Below are 22,727 nucleotides of genomic sequence, written 5' to 3' on the forward strand. Positions count from 1 at the left end.
CTCCGCCCCCAGACCCCCGCGCGTCGAACGCCGTGTCCGCAGCCGCGCCCGGCGACCGAGGGCGGGAACGGAGGAAGGGCGGGGCGGGGAGGGGCTCCGCGCAGCGGGGTCGGCGCAGCCCCCGCTCCCGGGCCGCGCACCGCGCAGCGGAAGCGCACAATGGCGACATGCGCACGCACCGCGCCGCCGCATTCGCCGGGGCGGCGATCCTGCTGGCCGCCGGGACGGCCACGGCGGCCGGGCCCACTCCGCCCCCGCCGCCCAAGCCCCTCATCGGCGACGCCGCCGTCGCCAAGGCGGTGGCCCGGCTCGACGGCGCCGTCGCGGACGTCATGCGCCGCACCGGCACCCCCGGCGTGGCGGTGGCCGTCGTCCACCGCGACAAGGTGCTCTACCTCAAGGGCTTCGGCCTCCGCCGCACGGGCGAGGCCGCCACCGTCGACCCCGACACCGTCTTCCAGCTGGCCTCCGTGTCGAAGCCGGTCTCCTCCACCGTCGTCGCCGGCGCCCTCCCCGACCCCGCCGCCTGGGACGAGCCCCTCGGCTCCTCCCTCCCCGGCTTCGCCCTCAAGGACCCCTGGGTGACCTCCCACGTCACCCCCGCCGACCTCTTCTCCCACCGCAGCGGCCTCCCCGACCACGCCGGGGACCTCCTCGAAGACCTCGGCTACGACCAGTCGTACATCCTCGGCCACCTCCGCGAGGAACCCCTCACCCCCTTCCGCGCCAGCTACGCGTACACCAACTTCGGCCTCACCGCCGCCGCCGAGGCCGTCGCCCGCGACCACGGCACCACCTGGCAGAAGCTCAGCGCGGACACCCTGTTCAAGCCCGCCGGGATGACGCACACCAGCACCGAGTTCTCCGCCTTCGCGGACGCCGCGGACCGCGCCTACGGCCACGTGAAGAACCCCGACGGCACCTGGAGCCCCCGCTACGTCCGCGACGCCGACGCCCAGGCGCCGGCCGGCGGGGTCAGTTCCACCGCCCGCGACATGGCCCGCTGGCTGCGCCTCCAGCTCGGCGACGGCGTCCTCGACGGGAAGCGGATCGTCCCGGCCGACAGTCTGAACCGCACCCGCCTGCCCGAGATCGTCTCGCAGGCCCGGACCTTCCGCGGGGTCCCTCAGTTCTACGGGCTCGGCTGGAACGTCAGCTACGACGACGCCGGCCGGCTGCGCCTGGGCCACTCGGGGGGCTTCGAACTCGGCGCCAACACCAACGTCACCATGCTGCCGCTCGAACAGCTCGGCATCGTCGTCCTGACCAACGCGGCCCCGGTCGGCCAGGCCGACGCGATCGCCCTGGACTTCTTCGACACCGCCGAACACGGCGGGCCGACCACCGACTGGCTGGCCCTGACCGCCGCGGTGTACGCACAGGAACTGAACGAGGGCCACCGCTCGGCCACCGACTACGCGCACCCGCCGGCCGGCGCAGCGCCCGCCAAGGCGGCGAACGCCTACACCGGCACCTACGACAACCCCTTCTACGGCCCCGCCGCCGTCACCGCCGACGCCAGGGGCGCCCTCACCCTCTCCCTCGGCCCGAAGCCCCTGCGCTACCCGCTCACCCACTACGCCGGCGACACGTTCAGCTTCGAGACCACCGGCGAGAACGCGGTGGGCCGCACCGGGGTGACCTTCTCCGACGGCAAGGTCCGCATCGAGTACCTGGACGCCGAACACCTGGGCACCTTCACCCGCCGCTAGGCCGTCTCTTACGGATCTCGCCTGACCCGCGCCGCCCGGCAAGATCCGAAAGAGACAGCCTGGAGCGGGCCCCCTACCCTGGTCCCGGTGAGCCGCAGATCCCACGTCCCGCCCGCGCCCCTCCCCCAGCAGGACGGCATCGACCCCGTCCGGATGCGCCTGCCCCCCGACCCCGAGGGGCGCTGGCCGCACCTGGGCGACTACCTGACCGAGCGCTACGCCGGCACGCGCGGCGCCGAGTCGATGGCCCGGCTGCTCGGCCGGGGCCGGGTCCTGGGCGAGGGCGGGCGGGTCCTGCGGCCGCAGGACCCGTACGAGCCCGGCGGCTGGCTGTGGTTCCACCGGGACATGCCGGCCGAGCCGGCCGTGCCCTTCCCGATCCGCGTCGTCCACCGCGACCGGCACCTCCTCGTGGTGGACAAGCCGCACTTCCTGGCGACCACCCCGCGCGGCAGCCACGTCACGCAGACCGCCCTGGCCCGGCTGCGCCGGGAGCTGGACCTGCCCGCGCTCAGCCCGGCGCACCGCCTCGACCGGATGACGGCCGGACTGGTGATGTTCAGCATCCGCCCCGAGGACCGCGGCGCCTACCAGCTCCTCTTCCAGCAGCGGCGGGTCCGCAAGGAGTACGAGGCCCTCGCGCCCCACGACCCGTCCGTCGACCTGCCCCGGACCGTGCGCAGCCACATCGAGAAGCTCCGCGGGGTGATGGCGGCGGTCGAGGTCCCGGGCGCCGAGCCCAACGCCGAGAGCCGGGTCGAACTCGTGGAGGCCCGGGGCGCCCTGGGCCGCTACCGGCTGACCCCGCACACCGGCCGCACCCACCAGCTGCGGGTGCACATGAACAGCCTGGGCCTGCCCATCCTGGGCGACCCGGTGTACCCGGTGGTCGCCGCACCGGCCGATCCCGCGGACTACCGGCGCCCGCTCCAACTGCTGGCCAGGACCCTGTCCTTCACCGACCCGGTCACGGGCCTCGCCCACCGCCTGGAGACGGGCCTGAGCCTCCAGGCCTGGGACGACCCGCAGGGCTGGGAAGCCGGCCCCCGGCCTGATCCGGAGGACACCCCCTAGCGGGCCGGGGCCACGCCCGCTATCCGCAGCGCCGCGTCCGCGGCGGCCTCCGCGAGGGCCGCCACCGGGCGGGCGGGATCGGAGCGCCGGATCAGCATGACGCCCTCGACCAGGCCGAAGACCAGGTCGTTGCGCAGGGCCAGCCCGGCCGTGTCCCCGGCGAGTTCGGCTCCGGCCACCGTCGCGCCGAGCAACGCCCGGTAGTTGTCGCGCAGTTCGACGCGCATCCGCCGGAAGCGCTCCAGCTTCGGCCGGTGCAGCTCGGGCAGCAGGTAGAGGGCGCCCAGGTCGAACGGCCCCCCGCACAGCAGCAGCACGTCCGAGCGGCACAGCTCCCACAGGCGGCGCGCGGCAGGCCGGCCGGTCTCGGCCAGCAGCCGGCGGGAGAGCGCGAGCGACGGGGCGACCGTGGACTCCAGGAGTTCGGCGAGGAGTTCCTCCTTGCCGCCGAAGTAGTGGTACATCGTGGCCTGGCGCATTCCGGCCCGTTCGGCCACCGCCCGCGTGGTGGTGGCCGCGTACCCCCGGACGGTGAACAGCTCGGCCGCCGCGCAGAGGAGTTCCTCGCGCGGCGGCCGGCCGCTCGGCTCCCTCAGCCGGTCGGCACGCGGCCGGCCGACGCGTCTCGGCCCGTCATCCGTTCCCCCGCTCATGCTCCGATCGTCGCACAGGACACGGAGGAGCGATCATGGCAAGAGATGAGATCCGGCGGTCCACGGCTTCGGAGGAAACGCCGAAAGGGGCTACCCGACCGAGCTGTAGGCCACAACACCCCGCAGCAGCGCGTCGACGGCCTTCCGCGCGTTCTTCGCCACCGTGCTCCCGCCCGCCGAGGAAGGCGGGGCGGTGGAGGCCGGTGCCGCCGCCGCGATCTGGCCGAGGACGTCGATGACCTGCTTGCACCAGCGCACGAAGTCGCCGGCCGGCATCTCCGCCTCGCGCAGCACCTCGTCCAGGCTCTTGTCGGAGGCCCACTGGTAGGCCGCCCACGCGAAGCCGAGGTCCGGCTCGCGCTGGCCCACGCCCTCAGCCTGGTTGATGCGGTGCTCCTCCTCCAGGGCGTCGAGCCGGCCCCAGATGCGGACCATCTCGCCGAGCGCCGCCTTCACCGGGCCACCCGGCACCTTCGGCGGGGTCGCGTCGTCGGACTGGCGGGCCTCGAAGACCAGCGCCGAGACGCAGGCGGCCAGTTCGGCCGGGTTCAGCCCCTCCCAGACGCCCTCGCGCAGGCATTCGGAGGCCAGCAGGTCCAGCTCGCCGTAGAGCCGCGCCAGCCGCTTGCCGTGCACGGTGACCTCGTCCTCGCGCAGGTAGTCCAGCTCGGTGAGCAGGGCGTGGATCCGGTCGAAGGTGCGGGCGATGGTGTTCGTCCGGCCCTCGATGCGGCGCTCCAGCTGGACGGTGTCGCGCTTGAGCCGGTGGTAGCGCTCCGCCCAACGGGCGTGGTCCTCGCGCTCGTCGCAGCCGTGGCAGGGGTGCGCCCGCAGCTCGGCGCGCAGCCGGGCGATCTCGCGGTCGTCGGCCGCCGCGGCCCGGCCGCGGCGCTGCCGCTCGGGCTGGACGTGCCCGGCCTTGTTGCGCAGGGCGGTCGCCAGGTCCCGGCGGGACTGCGGGGAGCGCGGGTTGAAGGTCTTCGGGATCCGCATCCGGTCGATGGCCTCGACCGGCACCGGGAAGTCGATCGCGGCGAGCCGCTTGACCTGCCGCTCGGCGGTGAGCACCAGCGGGCGGGGGCCCTCGGCGTACTCGTAGCCGCGGTGCCCGTGGACCCGCCCGGCCGGCACGCCGGGGTCGAGGACCAGGGCCAGCCCGGCGAACTTGCCGGTGGGGACGTGGATGATGTCGCCGGGCTTGAGCCGCTCCAGCGAGCCGGCCGCCTGGGCGCGGCGCTGCGCCGCCCCCTGCTTGGCCAGTTCGGTCTCGCGGTCCTTGAGGTCGCGGCGCAGCCGCGCGTACTCCTCGAAGTCGCCGAGGTGGCAGGTCATGCCCTCGCGGTACCCCTCCAGGCCCTCCTCGTTGCGCTGGACCTGGCGGGAGATCCCGACGACCGAGCGGTCGGCCTGGAACTGCGCGAAGGAGGTCTCCAGGAGCTCGCGGGAGCGGTGCCGCCCGAACTGCTGGACCAGGTTGACGGCCATGTTGTACGAGGGCTTGAAGCTGGAGCGCAGCGGATAGGTGCGGGTGCCGGCGAGGCCGGCGAGCTGGACGGGGTCCATGCCGCGCTGCCACAGCACGACGGCGTGTCCCTCGACGTCGATGCCGCGGCGGCCGGCCCGGCCGGTGAGCTGGGTGTACTCGCCGGGGGTGATGTCGGCGTGCTGCTCGCCGTTCCACTTGACGAGCTTCTCCAGGATGACCGTGCGCGCGGGCATGTTGATGCCCAGGGCGAGGGTCTCCGTGGCGAAGACGGCCTTGACCAGGCCGCGGACGAACAGCTCCTCGACGACCTCCTTGAAGGTGGGCAGCATGCCCGCGTGGTGGGCGGCGATGCCGCGCTCCAGGCCTTCGAGCCACTCGTAGTAGCCCAGGACGTGGAGGTCCTCGGCGGGGATGGAGGCGGTGCGCTCCTCGACGATCTCGCGGACCTTCAGCCGCGCGCTGTCGTCGTTGAGCCGCAGGCCCGCGAAGAGGCACTGCTGGACGGCGGCCTCGCAGCCGGCGCGGCTGAAGATGAAGTTGATGGCGGGGAGCAGGTCGTCGTTGTCCAGGCGGGCGATGACCTCGGGGCGGCCGGGGGTCCAGATCCGGTTGCGGGAGCGGCGTTCGCGCTCGCGGTCGGCCTCGCGGACCATCTTGCCGCGCCGCCGGTCCTTGGGGCTGTAGCTGCGGGTGTTCTCCTCGCGGGCCATGCGCAGCAGGTCGGGGTTGACCTCGCGGCGGGCGGAGCCGCGGCCGCCGTGGTCGGACTCCTCCTCGAAGAGGTCGTAGATCCGCCGGCCGGCCATGACGTGCTGCCACAGCGGTACGGGCCGCTCCTCGGAGACGATCACCTCGGTGTCGCCGCGCACGGTGTCGAGCCAGTCGCCGAACTCCTCGGCGTTGGAGACGGTGGCGGAGAGCGAGACGAGGGTCACCGACTCGGGGAGGTGGATGATCACCTCCTCCCAGACGGCGCCGCGGAAGCGGTCGGAGAGGTAGTGCACTTCGTCCATCACGACGTAGCCGAGGCCGCCGAGCGCCTGGGAGCCGGCGTACAGCATGTTGCGGAGCACCTCGGTGGTCATCACGACCACCGGGGCGTCGCCGTTGACGCTGTTGTCGCCGGTCAGCAGGCCGACCTTGTCGGCGCCGTAGCGCTTGACGAGATCGGCGAACTTCTGGTTCGACAGGGCCTTGATGGGCGTCGTGTAGAAGCACTTGCGGCCCTGCTGGAGGGCGAGGTGCACGGCGAACTCGCCCACGATGGTCTTGCCCGAACCGGTCGGGGCGGCCACCAGGACGCCCTTGCCGGCCTCCAGTGCCTTGCAGGCCTCCACCTGGTACGGGTCCAGGTCGAATTCGTACATCTCGCGGAAGGGGGCCAGGGCGGAGGCCTCTTCGGCGGCGCGGATCCGGGCAGCGGCGTACCGCTCGGCGGGTGAGAGTTCTTCGGTCATCTTGCTGTCGAGCCTACCCGCCGCCTCTGACAACAGTCTCGACCATTTATGTGATCAGCCGGAGGGCTCCGGGAACGCAGGCGGCGGCCACCGGCAGCGGTCCGAGCGGCTCGCCGTCCGCGTAGGCGGTCAGGTCCGGGGCTTCCAGGGTGACCTTCGCGGCCCGGTGCACGGTGACCGCGGGGTGCGTCAGGTGCGTCCCCTTGTAGACCTGCGGGAACACCGTGAGCAGGGTGGCGCGGCTGCAGTCGCCGACGACGGTGACGTCGAAGAGCCCGTCGTCGGGCTCGGCGTCCGCGCAGATGCGCATCCCGCCGCCGTAGGAGGAGCCGTTGCCGACGGCCACCAGCGTGGCCTCGGTCTCGATGACGGGCCCGTCGTCGAGGGTGATCCGGTAGGGCAGGGGCCGGAAGGCGGCGAGCTCGGCGAGGATGGCCAGGTCGTACTTGAAGCGGCCCAGCGGCAGCCGCATCCGGTTGCCGCGGTCGTTGACCCGCGAGTCGAAGCCGGAGCACAGCACGGTCCCGTACCAGGTGCCGCCGACCCGGCCGAGGTCGATGTCCCGGATCCGGCCCTCCTTGAGGCCCTCGGCGGCCAGCCGGCCCGCGCGGGCCGGCTCCCGCACGGGCAGTCCCAGGGAGCGCGCGAAGTCGTTGCCGGTGCCGGCCGCGACCACGCCGAGCGGTACGAGGCTCCCGGCGAGGGCCTGGAGGGCGAGGGAGACCATCCCGTCGCCGCCGACGGCGATCACCGCTCCGGTTCCCCCGCGGACGGCGGCGCGCAGCCGGGCCAGGGCGTCGGCGGCGTCGGTGCCGACGACGGTCCGGACCGAGAAGCCGGCGTCCCGGAGCGCGGAAGCGGCCGGCTGCGCGGCGTGCGCGCCCCGGCCGCGTCCGGCGGTGGGATTGACGAAGAGGGTGATCTCTGCGCTCATCCCGGGGAATCTACCGGTCAGGTGGCGTCGTCGTAACCGTTGATCTGCCGGCGTCCGCCGTCGGCCTGCTCGGGCAGTACGGAGGGGGCCGGGGCCGAGTCCGCGTCACCGATCCGGGACGGGGTCAGGTCCAGGTCCGAGGCCTCGTCGTCGTCGAGGTCGGCGTCCGGGTTGGCGCGCCGGCGGCGGCGGTCGTTGAGGAGGCAGATCCCGAGGGCCAGGAAGTACAGGGCCACGATCGGGGAGGCCAGGGTCAGCATGGTGACCGGGTCGCCGGTGGGCGTGGCGAAGGCCGCGAAGATCGTGATGCCCAGGACCATGCCCCGCCACCAGCTGCCCAGCCGCTTGGCGCTGAGGATGCCGGTGAAGTTCAGCAGCACCAGGATCAGCGGGAGCTCGAAGGCCAGGCCGAAGACCACGACCATGCGCGTCACCAGGTCGAGGTAGTCGTCGACCGGGAGCAGGTTCTTGACGTGGTCGGGGGTGAAGCCGAGGAGGATCTCCGCGGTCTGCGGGAGGATCTTGTACGCGAGGATCGCGCCGGCCAGGAACAGCGGGGCGCCGACGGCCACGAAGCTGAGCGTGTACCGCTTCTCGTTCTTGTGCAGGCCGGGGGCGGCGAACGCCCACAGCTGGTAGAGCCAGACCGGAGCGGAGAGCACCAGGCCGGCGGAGAGGCCGACCTTCAGGGCGATGGAGAAGGGCCCGGTCAGGCCGTTGGCCGTCATCTCGGCGCAGGGGGCGCCGTTGCGCTGGTGGGTGGCCCCGTTGACGCAGCCGACGGAGGAGAGCATCGGCTCCAGCAGGAAGTCGATGATCGGCCGGAAGAAGTACGCGCAGACGGCCGTGATCACGGCGATCGCCAGGACCGACTTCAGCAGGCGGTTTCTCAGCTCACGCAGGTGCTCGACGAGTGGCATGCGCCCTTCGGCGTCCTTCGGAAGCCGATCTCGTTTCTCCTGCTTGCGGGCAGACTTGAGCAACCCACGTCCCTTGTCTCGTTGCAAATGACCGGCGTGCTGGGGGTGACCCCCGGGGCTCAGCCCTGGGCGGTACGGCCCGGCTCGCCGACCGGACGGGAGCTGGTGACGTCACCGGGCGCGGCCTGGATGGTGCGCGGGGCGACCGGCTGCTGGGTGTCGGCGGCCGGGGCGGCGGCGGGCGCGTCGTCGGCCTCGCCGTCCTTCTTCATGGCCTTGGCCTCGCTCTTGAGGATCCGGGCCGACTTGCCGAGCGAGCGGGCCATCTCGGGGAGCTTCTTGGCACCGAACAGCAGCACGATGACAGCGATGATCAGAAGGATCTCGAGGGGCTTCAGATTGCCGATCATGTGTGTCTTCCTTACTCACCGAAACGGCTGGATGGTGGTGGCCTCGCGATACCGGGCAGACGTCCGGCACCTCTCTGACATGGATCGTAACCCCCGAGGGTTAACGCCCGGCAATCCCCCGGGGGGTGTCCGGGCCCGCCCGCGGCTCCGACGGTACGGGTCAGGCCGCACGGTTTCCATAAGGAGGACGCACCGACCCGCCCCCGCCCGCTAGGTCCGCAGCGCGCCCTCGCGGCGTGCGGCCCCGGCCAGGTCGGTCGCGGCCCGCTCCAGGTCTCCGGAGGCCTCGGTGATCCGGCGGCTGGCCACGGCCACCTGCCGCGACAGCCGGCGGACCTCCAGGAAGACCCGCAGGGCCAGCACGGACAGGACGGCGATCCCGAGGAACCCCAGGGAGATCGCAAGCATCGGCCACAGCATGGGACGAGCCTAGCGCGCCCGTCTCAGAGGCTGCGCAGGGTGCTCACTCCCCCGCCGGTCAGCAGCTCCACGATGCGCTCACCGGCGGGTTTGCGGACCTGGGCGGCGCACTCGGGGCAGGTGAAGGAGTAGAAGGTCGTCCGCCGGCTCCCGCCGATCGCCAGCCGCAGGGCGTCCGCGGCGAGCTCGAAGCGCGCCCGGCACTCGGGACAGGCGGCCTTGAAGGTGACCGGTTCCGCACTGGAAGATGGCGACATCTCTCCGTTCTCCTTCTAGACCTGTTCCCCGTATCCCGCGAGTGCTTCTGCGGCGGCCTTGCGGGCGCTCTGCGCCAGCTCCGGCGGCGAGACGATCCGGCCGTCGCGGCCCAGGCGCAGCGCGAGCCGGCGCAGGGAGGCCGGGTCGGGGCTGCGCAGCGCGATCCGCAGGCCCCCGCCGGGCAGCTCCTCGGCGCTGTCGTGCGGGTAGTACTCGGCGACCCAGCGCCCGCCGGGGGTGACCTCGACGACCACCTCGGGGTCCTCCGCGGCCGGCTGGACCAGGCCCTCGGACAGGTCGCGGGGCTCGATGGCCGGCGGTTCGGCGCGCTCGTCGAGGAGGCGGATCTCCGCGACCCGGTCGAGGCGGAAGGTGCGCCGGGCCTCGGAGAGGTGGCACCACCCCTCCAGATAGGTGTGCCCCACCGCGAAGAGCCGGATCGGGTCGACGGTGCGCTCGGTGAGCTCGTCGCGGGCGGGCGAGTAGTAGCGCAGCCACAGCCGGCGCCGCTCGGAGATGGCCCGGTCGACGTCGGCGAAGACCCCGCCCTCGGACTCGAAGGTCACCGACAGCCGGGAGCTGGCCCCGGCCGCCTCGCCCGCGGCCGCCTCCAGTTTGGCGGTGGCCCGCAGCAGCGCGTCCCGGTCGCTCTCGCGCAGCCCCGGCAGGGTCGCCACCGCGCGGGCGGCCACGAGCAGGGAGGTGGCCTCGTCCGCGGCCAGGCGCAGCGGCTCGGCGGTGGACTCCCCCGAGGCGTCGGCGTTGTGCCACCAGATGCGGTCGCCGTCGGTGTCGATGTCGAGCAGGTCCCCGCCGCGGAAGCTGGTGCCGCACATGGGCAGCACGTCGAGGTCCGAGATCAGCTCGTCCTCGGTGATCCCGAAGGCGCGGGCGACGTCCGCGACGTGCGCCCCGGGGCGCTCGCGCAGGTAGGTCACCAGGGACAGCATCCGGCGGGTCTGGTCGATGGCGTTCGCGGCCATGCTGGTACGTCTCCCCCTCAGGGCGTTGCTAGTGAAGTTCCGGTCAGCCCTGGGCGACGGCGCGCAGCCGGTCGACCACGTCGGACCGCAGGTCCGCGGGCTCGACCACCACGACGTCCGGGCCGAACTCCACGAGCCAGGCGTCGAGCCCGTGCCCGTAGGGGATCTCCAGCTCGTCCCAGCCGTCGGCGCCCTCGCGCACCGCGGTGGCCTTGGCCCGCAGCGGGTAGCCGGAGCCGGCGCGCAGCCGGATCAGCGCCGAGCGCTGGGCACCCTCGCCGGCCCAGGCCGCCACGGTCTCCCGCACGGTCACCACGTCCGGCACCTCGGCGGTGTACTTCCCGGCGCGCGAGCGGACCTTGCCGGTGATCCGGGAGAGCCGGAACACGCGCTCCGCCCCGCGGTCGCGGTCGTGGCCGGCGAGGTACCAGTGGCCGCGCCAGCACTCCAGGGCCCACGGCTCGACCTGGCGCGGCTCGGGCCGGGCGGCGTTGGACTTGCGGTAGTCGAAGACCACCGGACGGCGGTCCCGGCAGGCCAGCATCAGGGGCTCGAAGGCCGCCTCGTGGACCGGGATGCGCGGCTCGATGGCGCTGTGCTGGCCCTCGTACGGGTCGCCGGCCTCCGGCATCCCGCCGGCGCGCAGCTTCTGCAGGGCGCCGCTGGCCGCGCCCGCGAGGCGGGCCTGCTGCCAGACCTTGGCGGCCAGTCCGAGGGCGGCGGCCTCCTCGGCGTCCAGGGAGACGGGCGGGAGGCGGTTGCTGTCGCGGCGGGCCAGGTAGCCGGTCTCGCCCTCCAGGTTCTCCACCGTCTCGATCACCAGGCCGAGTTCGCGGAGGTCGTCCTTGTCCCGCTCGAACATGCGGTTGAAGGAGTCGTCGTTGCCGGCTTCGAGGTACGCCTCGATCGACCCGCGCAGCTCGCGCTTGCTGAGGGGACGTCGGGTCCCCAGCAGACACAGCGCCAGATTCATCAGCCGCTCGGCCTTGGCGATCGCCATCGACGCCCTTCCCCCGCTCCTCGACACACACACTCGTGACCGTTGACCGTACCGCCAAGGCGGTCCCGGACAAAAGCGAGGGCCCCCGCCTCGCGGCGGGGGCCCTGCGCGGTGACTGCCCGTGGATCAGGCGGCCATCAGGTCGCAGACGAAGATCAGCGTCTCGCCCGGCTTGATGGCGCCGCCGGCGCCGCGGTCGCCGTAGGCGAGGTGGGGCGGGATGACCAGCTTGCGGCGGCCGCCGACCTTCATGCCCTCGACACCCTTGTCCCAGCCGGTGATGACCTGGCCGACACCCAGCTTGAACTGCAGCGCGGAGCCGCGGTTCCAGGAGGCGTCGAACTCCTCGCCGGTGGAGTAGGCCACGCCCACGTAGTGGACGGAGACCATGGAGCCGGCCTTGGCCTCGGCGCCGTCACCCTCCCAGATGTCCTCGATGACCAGGTCGGCCGGGACCGGGAAATCGGGGAAGTCGATCTCGGGCTTCTCGAGCTTGTCGCTCACGGAACTGCTCCTCATGCGTACGGATGCGGGCCCCTCACCGCGGAGGCGGAAAAGGGCAACCCCACCAGTCTTACACCGCTCCGACGATGTCCACGACGAAGACGAGGGTGGAGTTGGCCGGGAGGTCCTCACCCTTGGCCTGGTCCTTGTACGCCTGCTCCGGCGGGATCACCAGCAGCACGCGGCTGCCGACCTTCTTGCCCACGAGGCCCTTGTCCCAGCCCTCGATGACCTGGCCCTCGCCGATCTTCGTCGAGAACGGGGCGCCGGTCTTCCAGGAGGTGTCGAAGAGCTTGGCGGCGTCCTTGCCCTGGTTCGGGGCCCAGGCCGCACCGCTGTACTGCATGTACACGGTCTGGCCGGACTTGACCTCCGGGCCCTTGCCCTCGATCAGGACCTTGTCGACCAGCTCCTTCGGCGGGTCGTTCTTCGGGATCGTGATCGTCGCTTCCTTGTCCTCGTCGGCCTTGACCTGCGGCAGGTCCGACGGGACCGGGGCCTGGGTGCCCTCGGCCTTCTTCGGCATGACCTGGTCGAGGTCCATCACGAAGACCAGGTTGTCCTTCGGGCCCACGCCCAGCTGCGGCTGGCCCTGCTCGCCGAAGGCGGCGGCCGGCGGGGCCACGACCAGCAGACGACTGCCGACCTTCTTGCCGAGGACCGAGTCGCTGAACAGCGGCAGGATCGTCTGCGAGCCGGCCGGGACGACGACCGGCTGGCCGTCCTTGTCGTAGGAGCCCTGGAGCTCCTTGCCGCTCTTCCAGACCTTGCCCGTGTACTTGGTGACCACGAGATCGTCCTTCTTGATCTCCGGCCCGGTGCCCTCCTTGAGGACGTTCACCACGAACTTGCCGCTCGGCTCGCCCTTGGGGACGGTGATCTCGGCCTTCTTGCCCGCCTCACCGGCCACGGTCGGCATCGGGTCCGCGGAGGCGACCGGCTTCGGCACGTCGGCGGGCTTGGAGGCGGAGGCCGACGGAGAGGAGTCCTTCTTCCCGGAGTCGTCGCCCCCTCCGCAGGCCGCGGTGAGCATCAGAGCCGGCACGATGAGCGCGGCAGCAAGTCGGCGTCGCACAGTGGTCCTCAGGGTCGCTGGAATGGTCCGTCGTAGCGGCCCACTCTACGGGCTGGCCCCTGCGCCACAAGGCTCTGGCATGCGAGGACCCCGCACGCGGACGCGTACGGGGCCCCCTGCCGCACCGGTCACATGCCGGCGATCAGCTTCTCCACCCGGTCGTCCACCGACCGGAACGGGTCCTTGCACAGCACGGTGCGCTGCGCCTGGTCGTTGAGCTTGAGGTGGACCCAGTCGACGGTGAAGTCCCGCCGCTGCTCCTGGGCCCGGCGGATGAAGTCCCCGCGCAGCCTCGCCCTGGTGGTCTGCGGGGGCACCGACTTGCCCTCGAAGATCTTCAGGTCGTTGCAGACCCGCTCGGCCTGCCCCTTGCGCTCCAGCAGGTAGTACAGGCCCCGCCGGCGGTGGATGTCGTGGTAGGCGAGGTCTATCTGGGCGACCCGCGGGTTGGACATGGTCATGTTGTGCTTGGCCCGGTAGCGCTCGATCAGCTGGTACTTCATGACCCAGTCGATCTCGCGGCCGATCCGGTCCAGGTCCTCGGCCTCGATGGCGTCCAGGGTGCGGCCCCACAGCTCCAGCACCCGCTCCACGACCCCGGTGCGGATCCCCCGCCGCTCGGCGAAGTCCAGGGCCTTCTCGTAGTACTCGCGCTGGATCTCCAGGGCGGAGGCCTCGCGGCCGCTGGCCAGGCGGACCTTGCGCTGGCCGGTGATGTCGTGGCTGACCTCGCGGATGGCCCGGATCGGGTTCTCCAGGGTCAGGTCCCGCATCACCGTGCCCGCCTCGATCATGCGCAGCACGAGGTCCGTGGCGCCGACCTTGAGCAGCATGGTCGTCTCGGACATGTTGGAGTCCCCGACGATCACGTGCAGGCGGCGGTAGCGCTCCGCGTCCGCGTGCGGCTCGTCGCGGGTGTTGATGATCGGCCGGGAACGGGTGGTGGCGGAGCTGACGCCCTCCCAGATGTGCTCGGCCCGCTGGCTGACGCAGTAGACCGCGCCCCGGGGGGTCTGCAGCACCTTGCCCGCGCCGCAGATCAGCTGGCGCGTGACGAGGAAGGGAATGAGGATGTCCGCCAGGCGGGAGAATTCACCGTGCCGGGCCACGAGGTAGTTCTCGTGGCAACCGTACGAATTGCCCGCCGAGTCGGTGTTGTTCTTGAAGAGGTAGACGTCGCCGGCGATTCCCTCCTCGTGCAGCCGGCGTTCGGCGTCGACGAGCAGGCCTTCGAGAATGCGCTCGCCCGCCTTGTCGTGGGTGACCAGTTCGGTCAGGCTGTCGCATTCGGGTGTTGCATATTCCGGATGCGATCCCACGTCGAGGTACAGGCGGGCGCCGTTCCGCAGGAACACATTGCTGCTGCGGCCCCATGACACGACACGGCGGAAGAGGTAGCGCGCCACTTCGTCAGGAGACAGTCGGCGCTGTCCCCTGAACGTGCACGTGACGCCGTACTCGTTCTCCAGCCCGAAAATGCGGCGGTCCATGACTGAACATTACGCCTTCTGCCCTCTTCTGAAACCGGGTTCGAGAGCGGCGTTCCGATCAGTTTTTGATCAACTGCTCCGAGGACGCCTCCGCGGAGCCCGCCACGGCCCGGCTGCGGCCGCCCCGGGACAGGACCGGCTGAGTGGCCGTCAGGACCAGGAGGGCCGCCACCCCCGCGCCGCCCGCCACCGCGAAACCGGCCGTCGTCCCGCCCAGTTCCACCGCCGGACCGGCCGCCGCCGTGCCGAGGGCCGCGCCCACGCCGAAGAAGGTCACCAGCCAGGAGAAGGCCTCGGTCACCGTGCCCGCCGGGGCGTGCCGGTCCACCACGATGAACGCACAGGCCAGCGAGGGGGCCAGGAACACGCCCGACAGCGCGGCCAGCGCCGTCATCGCCACCGGTCCGACGCTCAGCATCAGCGGCAGGTAGCCCACGGCCAGCAGGCCCACCAGCAGCCGCAGCCGCCGCTCCGGGGCCCCCGCCCACTGCCGGGCGCCGTAGACCACGCCGCCCACCAGCGCGCCCAGACCCAGGGCCGCCATCAGCCAGCCGTACACCGCCTGGCCGCCGTGCCCGTCGGAGTACGCCACGGCCGCGACCGCGATCGAGCCCAGCGCCATGCCCACGAAGAAGAACGCGCCCAGCAGCGCCAGCAGCCCCCGCGAGCGCAGCGCGCCCAGCCAGTGGGCCTCGCGCGGCGCCGAGCGCCAGGTGCGGGAGGGCTCGGAGAGCACCACCATCAGCACGCCGACCAGCCCCACGGCATTGAGCACCAGCAGCGCCGCCGCCGGGGACCACAGTGCGACGCACAGCGTCACCAGCAGCGGGCCGACCGTGTACATGATCTCCTGGGCCACCGCGTCCATCGCGTACGCGGCGTGCACCCGCTCCTCGCGGCCGCCGAGCACCGACGGCCACAGGGCCCGCAGACCGCCCTCCAGGGGCGGCGTGAACAGACCGGAGACCAGCACCGCGGCGTAGGCGGCGGCCATCGAGCCCGTACCCGCGACGGCCAGCCACACCATGCCCAGCGCGGAGACCAGCGCCGCCGGCAGCTGCACCCGCGGCTGCCCGTAGAGGTCCACCGCCCGGCCCAGCAGCGGCTGCCCCACGGCGTTGGCCAGCCCGTACGCGGCCGCCAGCGCGCCCGCGAGGCTGTAGCTGCCCCCCTCGGAGCGGATGAAGAGGACGATGGCGATGGCGGCGGTGCCGTTCGGCAGCCGCCCGAGCAGCGTGCCCGCCAGCAGCCTCGCGGCGTACCGGGTCCTGAGCAGCTCCGCGTAACCCGCGGCCATGAATGCCCCCTTCTGCCCGGACTCTCCGCCGGGGTAATACGTATAACTCGACCCGTCATACGTACCATGGCGGCAGACCCGGGGTCCACCCCGCGGACCGCCCGCACACGCCCCACCTGGCACTTCAGGAGCTTCCTGTGACGAGACCCACCAGCCGCGACGTCGCCACCGCCGCCGGGGTCTCCCAGGCCACCGTCTCCCTCGTCCTCGGCGACAAGTGGCGCGGCCGCGTCTCCGAGCGCACCGCCGCCCTGGTCCGCGAGGCCGCCTCCACCCTCGGCTACCGGCCCAACCTCGCCGCCCGCAACCTCCGCCTCGGCAGCACCCGCACCGCCCTCCTCGTCGTCCCCGCCCTCACCAACGAGTTCTTCGCCCGCGTCTACACCGGCGCCGCCCGCGTCGCCGCCGCCCACGGCTTCGGCGTCGTCCTCTACCCCTCCCCCGACGGCACCGGCCCCGCCCGCGACCCCTTCGCCTCCGCCCGCGCCGCCCTCGACGGGGTCATCGCCTCCTCCATGGCCGCCGGAGCCCTCGACGCCATCGGGGGCGACGACCTCCCCCTCGTCATGCTCGACAGCGACCCCGGCTCCGGACGCGCCGCCGCCCACGTCAACCTCGCCATGGCCGACGGCGTCCGCCAGGCCGCCGGACACCTCCTCGCCCACGGCCACCGCCGCTTCCTCCACCTCGCCGCCGACGTCGACACCTGGACCTTCCACATCCGCGCCCGCGCCCTCGCCGCCCTCCTGGGGCCCGGCACGGAGCTGCGCACCGTACGGGCGGGCCTGAGCGTCGACGCCGCCCGCACGGCCATGGAGACCGCCCTCGCGGAACCCGGGTACCGGCCCACCGCCGTCCTCTGCGACGACGACGTCCTGGCCGCCGGCGCCTGCAAGGCCGCCCGGCGCCTGGGCCTGCGCGTCCCCGAGGACCTCTCCGTCACCGGCATCGACGACCTGGGCCTGGCCACCGCCGTGGAGCCCGAGCTCACCACCGTCCGGCTCCCCGCCGAGCAGGTCGGCGAGCAGGGCATGAACGCCCTCCTCGCCGTCCTCGACGGCTCCCCCTGGACCGCCCCCGACATCCCCGTCGAACTGGTCGTCCGCGACTCCACCGGCCCCGCCCCGGCCGGCCCCTGACGCACGAAGGCCCCGGCCCGCCCCCGAGGGGAGCGGACCGGGGCCCCGCGCCGGACCGGGACTACTCGGCGTCGTCCTCCGGCGCCTCGTCGTTCGACACGGCGTCCACCTGGGCCGCCGCCGGGACCTCCGCCTCCAGCAGCCGCGCCAGCTGCCGGCCCCGGATCCGCTTGAACTTGCGCTGCTGGGCCCGCGTACGGTCCAGCACCGCGACCTCCAGCCGCTCGGCCGGGATGGTCTTGTCGGCCCCGTTGGCCTGGCTGGACAGCGCCTGCACCGCGAGCTTCAGTGCCTCGGACAGGTTCATCCCGTCCCGGTGCCGCTGGTCGAGGTAGCTGCTGATCTGCTCGGCGTTGCCGCCGACCGCCACCGAGCCGTGCTCGTCGACGATCGACCCGTCGTGCGGCAGCCGGTAGATCTGGTCCCCGGCGGCCGTCGCACCGACCTCCGCCACCACCAGCTCCACCTCGTACGGCTTCTCGCCGGCCGAGGAGAAGATGGTGCCGAGGGTCTGCGCGTAGACGTTGGCCAGACCACGGGCCGTCACGTCGTCGCGGTCGTAGGTGTATCCGCGCAGATCGGCGTAGCGCACGCCGCCGATGCGCAGGTTCTCGTACTCGTTGTACTTGCCGGCGGCCGCGAAGCCGATCCGGTCGTAGATCTCGCTGAACTTGTGCAGCGCGCGGGACGGGTTCTCGCCGACGAACACGATGCCGTCGGCGTACTGCAGCACGACGAGGCTGCGTCCGCGGGCGATGCCCTTCCGGGCGTATTCCGCCCGGTCGGCCATGGCCTGCTGGGGTGACACATAGAACGGAGTCGACACCGGTGGTCCGTCCCTTTCTTCTGGGCGACGAGAGGACTGGTCAGAGCAGGGCGGCGCGCGGGCCGTCGGGCTCCTGGAGCCGGCGGTCCGTCACCGTGCGGGCGAGCGCCTGCGACTCGTCCTCGTCCAGCCTGCGGAAGCCCTCGTCGGTGATGACGGTGACGATGGGGTAGATGTGGCGGTACAGGTCCGGTCCGCCGGTCGCCGAGTCGTCGTCGGCGGCGTCGTACAGCGCCTGCACGACCAGCGTGGTGGCCTGCTCCTCCGTCAGGTCGGGGCGGTAGAGCTTCTTCATCGAGCCCCGGGCGAAGATGGAGCCGGAACCGGTGGCGGCGTAGCCGTGCTCCTCGGAGCGGCCGCCCGTCACGTCATAGGAGAAGATCCGGCCCTTCTCCCGGGCCTCGTCGTAGCCCGCGAAGAGCGGGACCACCGCGAGCCCCTGCATCGCCATCCCCAGATTGCTCCGGATCATGGTCGAGAGCCGGTTCGCCTTGCCCTCCAGCGACAGCGTCGCCCCTTCGACCTTCTCGAAGTGCTCCAGCTCCAGCTGGAACAGCTTGACCATCTCGACGGCGAGGCCGGCCGTACCGGCGATGCCCACCGCGGAGTACTCGTCGGCCGGGAACACCTTCTCGATGTCCCGCTGCGCGATCATGTTCCCCATGGTCGCCCGCCGGTCGCCGGCGAGGACGACCCCGCCGGGGAAGGTGGCGGCGACGATGGTCGTCCCGTGCGGGGCCTCGACGATCCCCTCGGGGAGCTTCCGGTTGCCCGGCAGCATCTCGGGCGCGTGCGCGCCCAGGAAGTCCATGAAGGACGACGACCCCGGCGTCAGGAAGGCTGCCGGTAGACGCCCTGTGCCACGAGTGTTGGGTTCCACAGGTTTCCTTCCACATAAGCGGCTGCACGCCCTGTGACGTCCGGCCGATCTTGAACTACGCCCCGGACCCTACCCGTCCGGTGATCGTGACCAACCGACCCGCCCGGCGACGCAGGCGGCCCTCGCCGCCGTACGCCGCCGCGCGGTCACGCGGTCACGCCATCCGGACCGGGGCCCGCTTCGGGGTAGGTCCCGGCCACCCCCACGACACCGGTCGGTTCCCGTGGATACGCCCCCACCCCAGCAGATGACCTTTGATTCGAAGGTCAAAAAACCTTACTGGCCACCCTTTTGCACGAAGGAGCGCACGAAGTCCTCGGCGTTCTCCTCGAGCACGTCATCGATCTCGTCCAGGACGGAGTCGACGTCGTCGGAAAGCTTTTCCTGCCGCTCCTTGAGGTCGGACTGCGCTTCCGCGGCCTGCTCCTCGACCTCCTCGGTCGAGCGAGTGGCCTTCTGCTGTCCGCCGCCGGTGTCCTTGGTCGCCATGTCTACCTCACCCCGCTCGGTTCGCGCGCTCACACGGAGAGACCCCGGGATTCGGGACCTCTCAAGATCAGACCCTACGCCGGACCCTACAAGGAGGGTCCGACATTCGTCCCCGTACTTTCACAACGTCCGTCTGACTTCATGATTCCCTGACGGGCGGCCTTTCAGGCCCGCTCACTGTCCCGAAAGCACCCGCACCAGGTCCTCCGCCGTACGGCAGCGGTCCAGGAGCTCCTTGACGTGCTTGCGGGTGCCCCGGAGGGGTTCCAGGGTCGGGACCCGCTGGAGGGAGTCGCGGCCCGGGAGGTCGAAGATCACCGAGTCCCAGGAGGCCGCCGCCACGTCGTCCGCGTACTGCTCCAGACAGCGGCCCCGGAAGTACGCCCGGGTGTCCTCCGGGGGCTTGCTCTCGGCCCGCTCGACGTCCGCCTCGTCCAGCAGCCGCCGCATCTTGCCGCGGGCCGCCAGGCGGTTGTACAGCCCCTTCTCGGGCCGCACGTCCGAGTACTGGAGGTCGACGAGGTGCAGCCGCGCCGCGTCCCAGCCGAGTCCGTCGCGCCTGCGGTAGCCCTCCAGGATCTCCCGCTTGGCGATCCAGTCCAGCTCCCCCGCCAGGCTCATCGGGTCGGTCTCCAGCCGGCCCAGCACGTCCTCCCAGCGGCTCAGGACGTCCTTGGTCTGCTCGTCGGCGTCCGTCCCGAACCGCTCGTCCACGTACTTCCTGGCCAGCTCGAAGTACTCCATCTGGAGTTGTACGGCGGTCAGGGTGCGCCCGCTGCGGAGCGTGATCAGGTGCTGGAGGTCCGGGTCGTGGGAGACCTGGTGCAGGGTGCGCACGGGCTGGTCCACGGCCAGGTCCACGCTGATGAACCCGTCCTCGATCATGGCCAGGACCAGCGAGGTCGTGCCCAGCTTGAGGTACGTGGAGATCTCGGAGAGGTTCGCGTCGCCGATGATCACGTGGAGCCGGCGGTACTTCTCCGCGTCCGAGTGGGGCTCGTCGCGGGTGTTGATGATGGGGCGCTTGAGGGTGGTCTCCAGACCGACCTCGACCTCGAAGTAGTCCGCGCGCTGGCTGATCTGGAAGCCGTGCTCGCGCCCGTCCTGCCCGATGCCGACCCGGCCGGCGCCGGTGACGACCTGGCGGGAGACGAAGAAGGGCGTCAGGTGGCGCACGATGTCCGAGAAGGGGGTCTCCCGCTTCATCAGGTAGTTCTCGTGCGTGCCGTAGGAGGCGCCCTTGTTGTCGGTGTTGTTCTTGTAGAGGTGGATGGGCTGCGCGCCCGGCAGCTGGGCGGCCCGCTCGGCGGCCTCGGCCATGATCCGCTCGCCGGCCTTGTCCCAGAGCACCGCGTCGAGGGGGTTGGTGACCTCCGGCGAGCTGTACTCGGGGTGCGCGTGGTCGACGTAGAGCCGCGCGCCGTTGGTGAGGATGACGTTGGCGAGGCCGATGTCCTCGTCGGTGAGCTGGCTGCTGTCGGCGGCCTCGCGGGCGAGGTCGAAGCCGCGGGCGTCCCGCAGCGGGTTCTCCTCCTCGAAGTCCCAGCGGGCGCGTCGCGCCCGGTGCATCGCCGCCGCGTACGCGTTGACGATCTGGGACGAGGTGAGCATGGCATTGGCGTTCGGGTGCCCCGGGACGGAGATCCCGTACTCCGTCTCGATCCCCATTACTCGCCGTACGGTCATGCGGCCCTCCTTGCCCGGCGGCGCTCCCGTTCGGGGCGGCGCTCAAGTACCGCTGGTGCTCCGGTGCGTCATGTGCGGTGCCCGTCCCGCACTGCGCGACCGGCGGTACGGAAGAGCCTAGAACCACTCCGCGCTGGTGGGGAGATCATTTCAGTCATTGACTTCGCCTTGTCACGGCCGGAAAAGGCGGGCGGTAAAACAGGCGGCCGCGAATGCCCCGTGAGGCACCCGCAGCCGCCTCGGACCGTCAGAGGTACTGACCGGTATTCGCCACCGTGTCGATGGAGCGTCCGGTGTCGGCGCCCTGCTTTCCGGTGACGAGGGTGCGGATGAATACGATCCGCTCGCCCTTCTTTCCGGAAATCCGGGCCCAGTCGTCCGGGTTGGTGGTGTTCGGCAGGTCCTCGTTCTCCTTGAACTCGTCCACGCACGCCTGGAGGAGGTGGGAGACCCGGAGGCCCTTCTGGTTGTGCTCGAGGAAGGCCTTGATGGCCATCTTCTTCGCCCGGTCGACGATGTTCTGGATCATCGCTCCGGAGTTGAAGTCCTTGAAGTAGAGGACTTCCTTGTCGCCGTTGGCGTACGTGACCTCGAGGAAGCGGTTTTCCTCGCTTTCCGCGTACATCTGCTCGACGACGGTCTGGATCATGCTGTGGACGGCCACGTCGGGCGAGCCCGAGTGCTCGCTCAGGTCGTCCGTGTGCAGCGGCAGGGAGGCCTTGAGGTACTTCGCGAAGATGTCCTTCGCGGCCTCGGCGTCCGGGCGCTCGATCTTGATCTTCACGTCGAGGCGGCCGGGCCGCAGGATCGCCGGGTCGATCATGTCCTCGCGGTTGGAGGCGCCGATGACGATGACGTTCTCCAGGCCCTCCACGCCGTCGATCTCGGCGAGCAGCTGCGGGACGATGGTGTTCTCCACGTCCGAGCTGACACCGGACCCGCGGGTGCGGAAGAGGGACTCCATCTCGTCGAAGAAGACGATGACGGGGGTGCCCTCGCTGGCCTTCTCGCGGGCGCGCTGGAAGACGAGGCGGATGTGCCGCTCGGTCTCGCCGACGTACTTGTTGAGGAGCTCGGGGCCCTTGATGTTCAGGAAGTAGGACTTGCCCGCCGCCTGTCCGGTGACCTCCGCGACCTTCTTGGCAAGGGAGTTGGCGACGGCCTTGGCGATGAGCGTCTTGCCGCATCCGGGCGGGCCGTAGAGCAGGATGCCCTTCGGGGGCCGCAGTTCGTGCTCCTTGAAGAGGTCCGGGTAGAGGTAGGGGAGCTCGACCGCGTCGCGGATCAGCTCGATCTGGTCGCCCAGGCCGCCGATCTTGTCGTAGTCGATGTCCGGGACCTCTTCGAGGACGAGGTCCTCGACCTCGCTCTTGGGGACCACCTCGTACACGTAGCCGGAGCGCGGTTCGAGCAGGAGGGCGTCGCCGGGGCGGATGGTGATGTCCAGGAGCGGCTCGGCGAGCCTCACCACCCTCTCCTCGTCGGTGTGCCCGACCACCAGGGCGCGCTCGCCGTCCTCGAGGATCTCCTTGAGGGTGACGATGTCCCCGGCGCGCTCGAATTCCATGGCCTCGACCACGTTGAGCGCCTCGTTGAGCATGACCTCCTGGCCGCGCCGGAGCTCTTCCGGGTCGACGCTGGGGCTGACGTTCACGCGGAGCTTGCGGCCGCCGGTGAAGATGTCGACGGTGCCGTCCTCGTTCGCCTGGAGGAAGACACCGAAGCCGGCCGGCGGCTGCGCGAGCCGGTCGACTTCCTCTTTGAGGGCCACGATCTGGTCCCGGGCCTCACGGAGGGTGTTCGCCAGTCGTTCGTTCTGGGCGGAGACGCCTGCCAGATTCGTCTGGAGCTCGACGATCCGCTCTTCGAGAATCCTCGTGTGACGCGGAGAGTCGGCGAGCTTGCGGCGCAGGACGGCGATTTCCTGCTCGAGATAGGCAACCTGGCCAGCGGGGTCCTCAGACCCTCGCCCGGGCCGGATGCCGCGGTTGATGTCGTCGTCGTGGGCTGCCACGGTCCTCACCTCCTCCAAGG

Annotated in this window: 20 protein-coding genes and 1 pseudogene; 3 read left to right on the forward strand and 18 right to left on the reverse strand. The window is 71.6% G+C overall.

From position 1 onward, the window contains the following. Positions 1 to 167 precede the first annotated feature (167 nt). Positions 168 to 1,712: a serine hydrolase gene (locus tag AB0469_RS28835; protein WP_366454370.1), complete on the forward strand. Its 1,545-nt coding sequence runs from the start codon at positions 168 to 170 to the stop codon at positions 1,710 to 1,712. 87 nt (positions 1,713 to 1,799) lie between these two features. Continuing rightward, entirely contained in the window at positions 1,800 to 2,786 is a 987-nt protein-coding gene (locus tag AB0469_RS28840; RefSeq protein ID WP_366454371.1) for a pseudouridine synthase, read from the forward strand. Here the strand turns inward: AB0469_RS28840 and AB0469_RS28845 are convergent. From AB0469_RS28845 to AB0469_RS28905, 13 genes and pseudogenes are all read right to left on the reverse strand, one after another. Continuing rightward, entirely contained in the window at positions 2,783 to 3,439 is a 657-nt protein-coding gene (locus AB0469_RS28845; RefSeq protein WP_366454372.1) for a helix-turn-helix domain-containing protein, read from the reverse strand. The two genes, AB0469_RS28840 and AB0469_RS28845, sit on opposite strands and share 4 nt — an antisense overlap. Positions 3,440 to 3,529: 90 nt before the next feature. Then, positions 3,530 to 6,382, reverse strand: a complete 2,853-nt coding sequence (locus AB0469_RS28850) for a DEAD/DEAH box helicase (RefSeq protein WP_366454373.1) — start codon at positions 6,380 to 6,382, stop codon at positions 3,530 to 3,532. A gap of 46 nt (positions 6,383 to 6,428) precedes the next feature. After that, positions 6,429 to 7,316 carry a diacylglycerol kinase gene (locus AB0469_RS28855; RefSeq protein ID WP_366454374.1) on the reverse strand — a complete coding sequence of 296 codons (888 nt, stop codon included), beginning with the start codon at positions 7,314 to 7,316 and terminating at the stop codon, positions 6,429 to 6,431. 17 nt (positions 7,317 to 7,333) lie between these two features. Next, complete coding sequence (gene tatC, locus AB0469_RS28860) at positions 7,334 to 8,299, reverse strand: twin-arginine translocase subunit TatC (protein ID WP_366454375.1); 966 nt, start codon at positions 8,297 to 8,299, stop codon at positions 7,334 to 7,336. A 56-nt stretch (positions 8,300 to 8,355) separates the two neighbouring features. Continuing rightward, positions 8,356 to 8,646, reverse strand: a complete 291-nt coding sequence (gene tatA, locus AB0469_RS28865) for a Sec-independent protein translocase subunit TatA (protein ID WP_042814548.1) — start codon at positions 8,644 to 8,646, stop codon at positions 8,356 to 8,358. Positions 8,647 to 8,856: 210 nt separating this feature from the next. Continuing rightward, complete coding sequence (locus tag AB0469_RS28870; RefSeq protein ID WP_366454376.1) at positions 8,857 to 9,066, reverse strand: hypothetical protein; 210 nt, start codon at positions 9,064 to 9,066, stop codon at positions 8,857 to 8,859. A 23-nt stretch (positions 9,067 to 9,089) separates the two neighbouring features. Next, the gene (locus tag AB0469_RS28875; protein WP_366454377.1) at positions 9,090 to 9,323 is read right to left on the reverse strand and encodes a hypothetical protein; all 234 of its coding nucleotides are present in this window, start codon (positions 9,321 to 9,323) and stop codon (positions 9,090 to 9,092) included. Positions 9,324 to 9,338: 15 nt separating this feature from the next. Beyond that, positions 9,339 to 10,307 carry a YafY family protein gene (locus AB0469_RS28880; protein ID WP_042814551.1) on the reverse strand — a complete coding sequence of 323 codons (969 nt, stop codon included), beginning with the start codon at positions 10,305 to 10,307 and terminating at the stop codon, positions 9,339 to 9,341. Positions 10,308 to 10,350: 43 nt separating this feature from the next. Then, on the reverse strand, positions 10,351 to 11,307 hold the full coding sequence (locus AB0469_RS28885; protein ID WP_366454378.1) for a WYL domain-containing protein: 957 nt from the start codon (positions 11,305 to 11,307) through the stop codon (positions 10,351 to 10,353). Between the two features lie 126 nt (positions 11,308 to 11,433). Then, positions 11,434 to 11,826: an FKBP-type peptidyl-prolyl cis-trans isomerase gene (locus AB0469_RS28890; protein WP_366454379.1), complete on the reverse strand. Its 393-nt coding sequence runs from the start codon at positions 11,824 to 11,826 to the stop codon at positions 11,434 to 11,436. A 55-nt stretch (positions 11,827 to 11,881) separates the two neighbouring features. Further along, positions 11,882 to 12,886 carry an FKBP-type peptidyl-prolyl cis-trans isomerase gene (locus AB0469_RS28895; protein ID WP_366454380.1) on the reverse strand — a complete coding sequence of 335 codons (1,005 nt, stop codon included), beginning with the start codon at positions 12,884 to 12,886 and terminating at the stop codon, positions 11,882 to 11,884. A 128-nt stretch (positions 12,887 to 13,014) separates the two neighbouring features. Continuing rightward, positions 13,015 to 14,376 (reverse strand): Pup--protein ligase, encoded by a 1,362-nt coding sequence (gene pafA / locus AB0469_RS28900; protein WP_366454381.1) that lies wholly within the window; start codon positions 14,374 to 14,376, stop codon positions 13,015 to 13,017. Between the two features lie 9 nt (positions 14,377 to 14,385). Beyond that, positions 14,386 to 15,673: pseudogene (locus tag AB0469_RS28905) on the reverse strand (MFS transporter). A 137-nt stretch (positions 15,674 to 15,810) separates the two neighbouring features. On the opposite strand from AB0469_RS28905, the gene AB0469_RS28910 reads away from it, so the two are divergent. After that, entirely contained in the window at positions 15,811 to 16,812 is a 1,002-nt protein-coding gene (locus tag AB0469_RS28910; protein WP_366454382.1) for a LacI family DNA-binding transcriptional regulator, read from the forward strand. A 61-nt stretch (positions 16,813 to 16,873) separates the two neighbouring features. Here the strand turns inward: AB0469_RS28910 and prcA are convergent, their stop codons facing one another. The 5 genes from prcA to arc form a co-directional block, all read right to left on the reverse strand. Then, complete coding sequence (prcA, locus tag AB0469_RS28915) at positions 16,874 to 17,638, reverse strand: proteasome subunit alpha (RefSeq protein WP_366454383.1); 765 nt, start codon at positions 17,636 to 17,638, stop codon at positions 16,874 to 16,876. Between the two features lie 40 nt (positions 17,639 to 17,678). Beyond that, positions 17,679 to 18,518 (reverse strand): proteasome subunit beta, encoded by an 840-nt coding sequence (gene prcB / locus AB0469_RS28920; protein WP_366454384.1) that lies wholly within the window; start codon positions 18,516 to 18,518, stop codon positions 17,679 to 17,681. Positions 18,519 to 18,794: 276 nt separating this feature from the next. Further along, the gene (locus tag AB0469_RS28925) at positions 18,795 to 19,007 is read right to left on the reverse strand and encodes a ubiquitin-like protein Pup (protein WP_042803062.1); all 213 of its coding nucleotides are present in this window, start codon (positions 19,005 to 19,007) and stop codon (positions 18,795 to 18,797) included. Between the two features lie 174 nt (positions 19,008 to 19,181). Then, positions 19,182 to 20,693, reverse strand: a complete 1,512-nt coding sequence (gene dop / locus AB0469_RS28930; RefSeq protein ID WP_042814563.1) for a depupylase/deamidase Dop — start codon at positions 20,691 to 20,693, stop codon at positions 19,182 to 19,184. A 247-nt stretch (positions 20,694 to 20,940) separates the two neighbouring features. After that, a complete protein-coding gene (arc, locus tag AB0469_RS28935) occupies positions 20,941 to 22,707 on the reverse strand; it encodes a proteasome ATPase (protein ID WP_042814564.1) in 1,767 nt (588 codons plus the stop codon). Positions 22,708 to 22,727: the final 20 nt, after the last annotated feature.

Origin of the sequence: Streptomyces sp. NPDC093801 (genome assembly GCF_040701585.1) — a bacterium.
Taxonomy (GTDB): domain Bacteria; phylum Actinomycetota; class Actinomycetes; order Streptomycetales; family Streptomycetaceae; genus Streptomyces.

What these genes read in the sequence shown, in the direction of transcription:
- AB0469_RS28875 (WP_366454377.1), bottom strand. Translation starts at nt 9,323, where the DNA reads ATGTCGCCATCTTCCAGTGCGGAACCGGTCACCTTCAAGGCCGCCTGT.
- AB0469_RS28870 (WP_366454376.1), bottom strand. Translation starts at nt 9,066, where the DNA reads ATGCTGTGGCCGATGCTTGCGATCTCCCTGGGGTTCCTCGGGATCGCC.
- AB0469_RS28850 (WP_366454373.1), bottom strand. Translation starts at nt 6,382, where the DNA reads ATGACCGAAGAACTCTCACCCGCCGAGCGGTACGCCGCTGCCCGGATC.
- AB0469_RS28885 (WP_366454378.1), bottom strand. Translation starts at nt 11,307, where the DNA reads ATGGCGATCGCCAAGGCCGAGCGGCTGATGAATCTGGCGCTGTGTCTG.
- AB0469_RS28845 (WP_366454372.1), bottom strand. Translation starts at nt 3,439, where the DNA reads ATGAGCGGGGGAACGGATGACGGGCCGAGACGCGTCGGCCGGCCGCGT.
- AB0469_RS28835 (WP_366454370.1), top strand. Translation starts at nt 168, where the DNA reads ATGCGCACGCACCGCGCCGCCGCATTCGCCGGGGCGGCGATCCTGCTG.
- AB0469_RS28855 (WP_366454374.1), bottom strand. Translation starts at nt 7,316, where the DNA reads ATGAGCGCAGAGATCACCCTCTTCGTCAATCCCACCGCCGGACGCGGC.
- AB0469_RS28880 (WP_042814551.1), bottom strand. Translation starts at nt 10,307, where the DNA reads ATGGCCGCGAACGCCATCGACCAGACCCGCCGGATGCTGTCCCTGGTG.
- AB0469_RS28925 (WP_042803062.1), bottom strand. Translation starts at nt 19,007, where the DNA reads ATGGCGACCAAGGACACCGGCGGCGGACAGCAGAAGGCCACTCGCTCG.
- dop (WP_042814563.1), bottom strand. Translation starts at nt 20,693, where the DNA reads ATGACCGTACGGCGAGTAATGGGGATCGAGACGGAGTACGGGATCTCC.
- pafA (WP_366454381.1), bottom strand. Translation starts at nt 14,376, where the DNA reads ATGGACCGCCGCATTTTCGGGCTGGAGAACGAGTACGGCGTCACGTGC.
- AB0469_RS28890 (WP_366454379.1), bottom strand. Translation starts at nt 11,826, where the DNA reads ATGAGGAGCAGTTCCGTGAGCGACAAGCTCGAGAAGCCCGAGATCGAC.
- tatA (WP_042814548.1), bottom strand. Translation starts at nt 8,646, where the DNA reads ATGATCGGCAATCTGAAGCCCCTCGAGATCCTTCTGATCATCGCTGTC.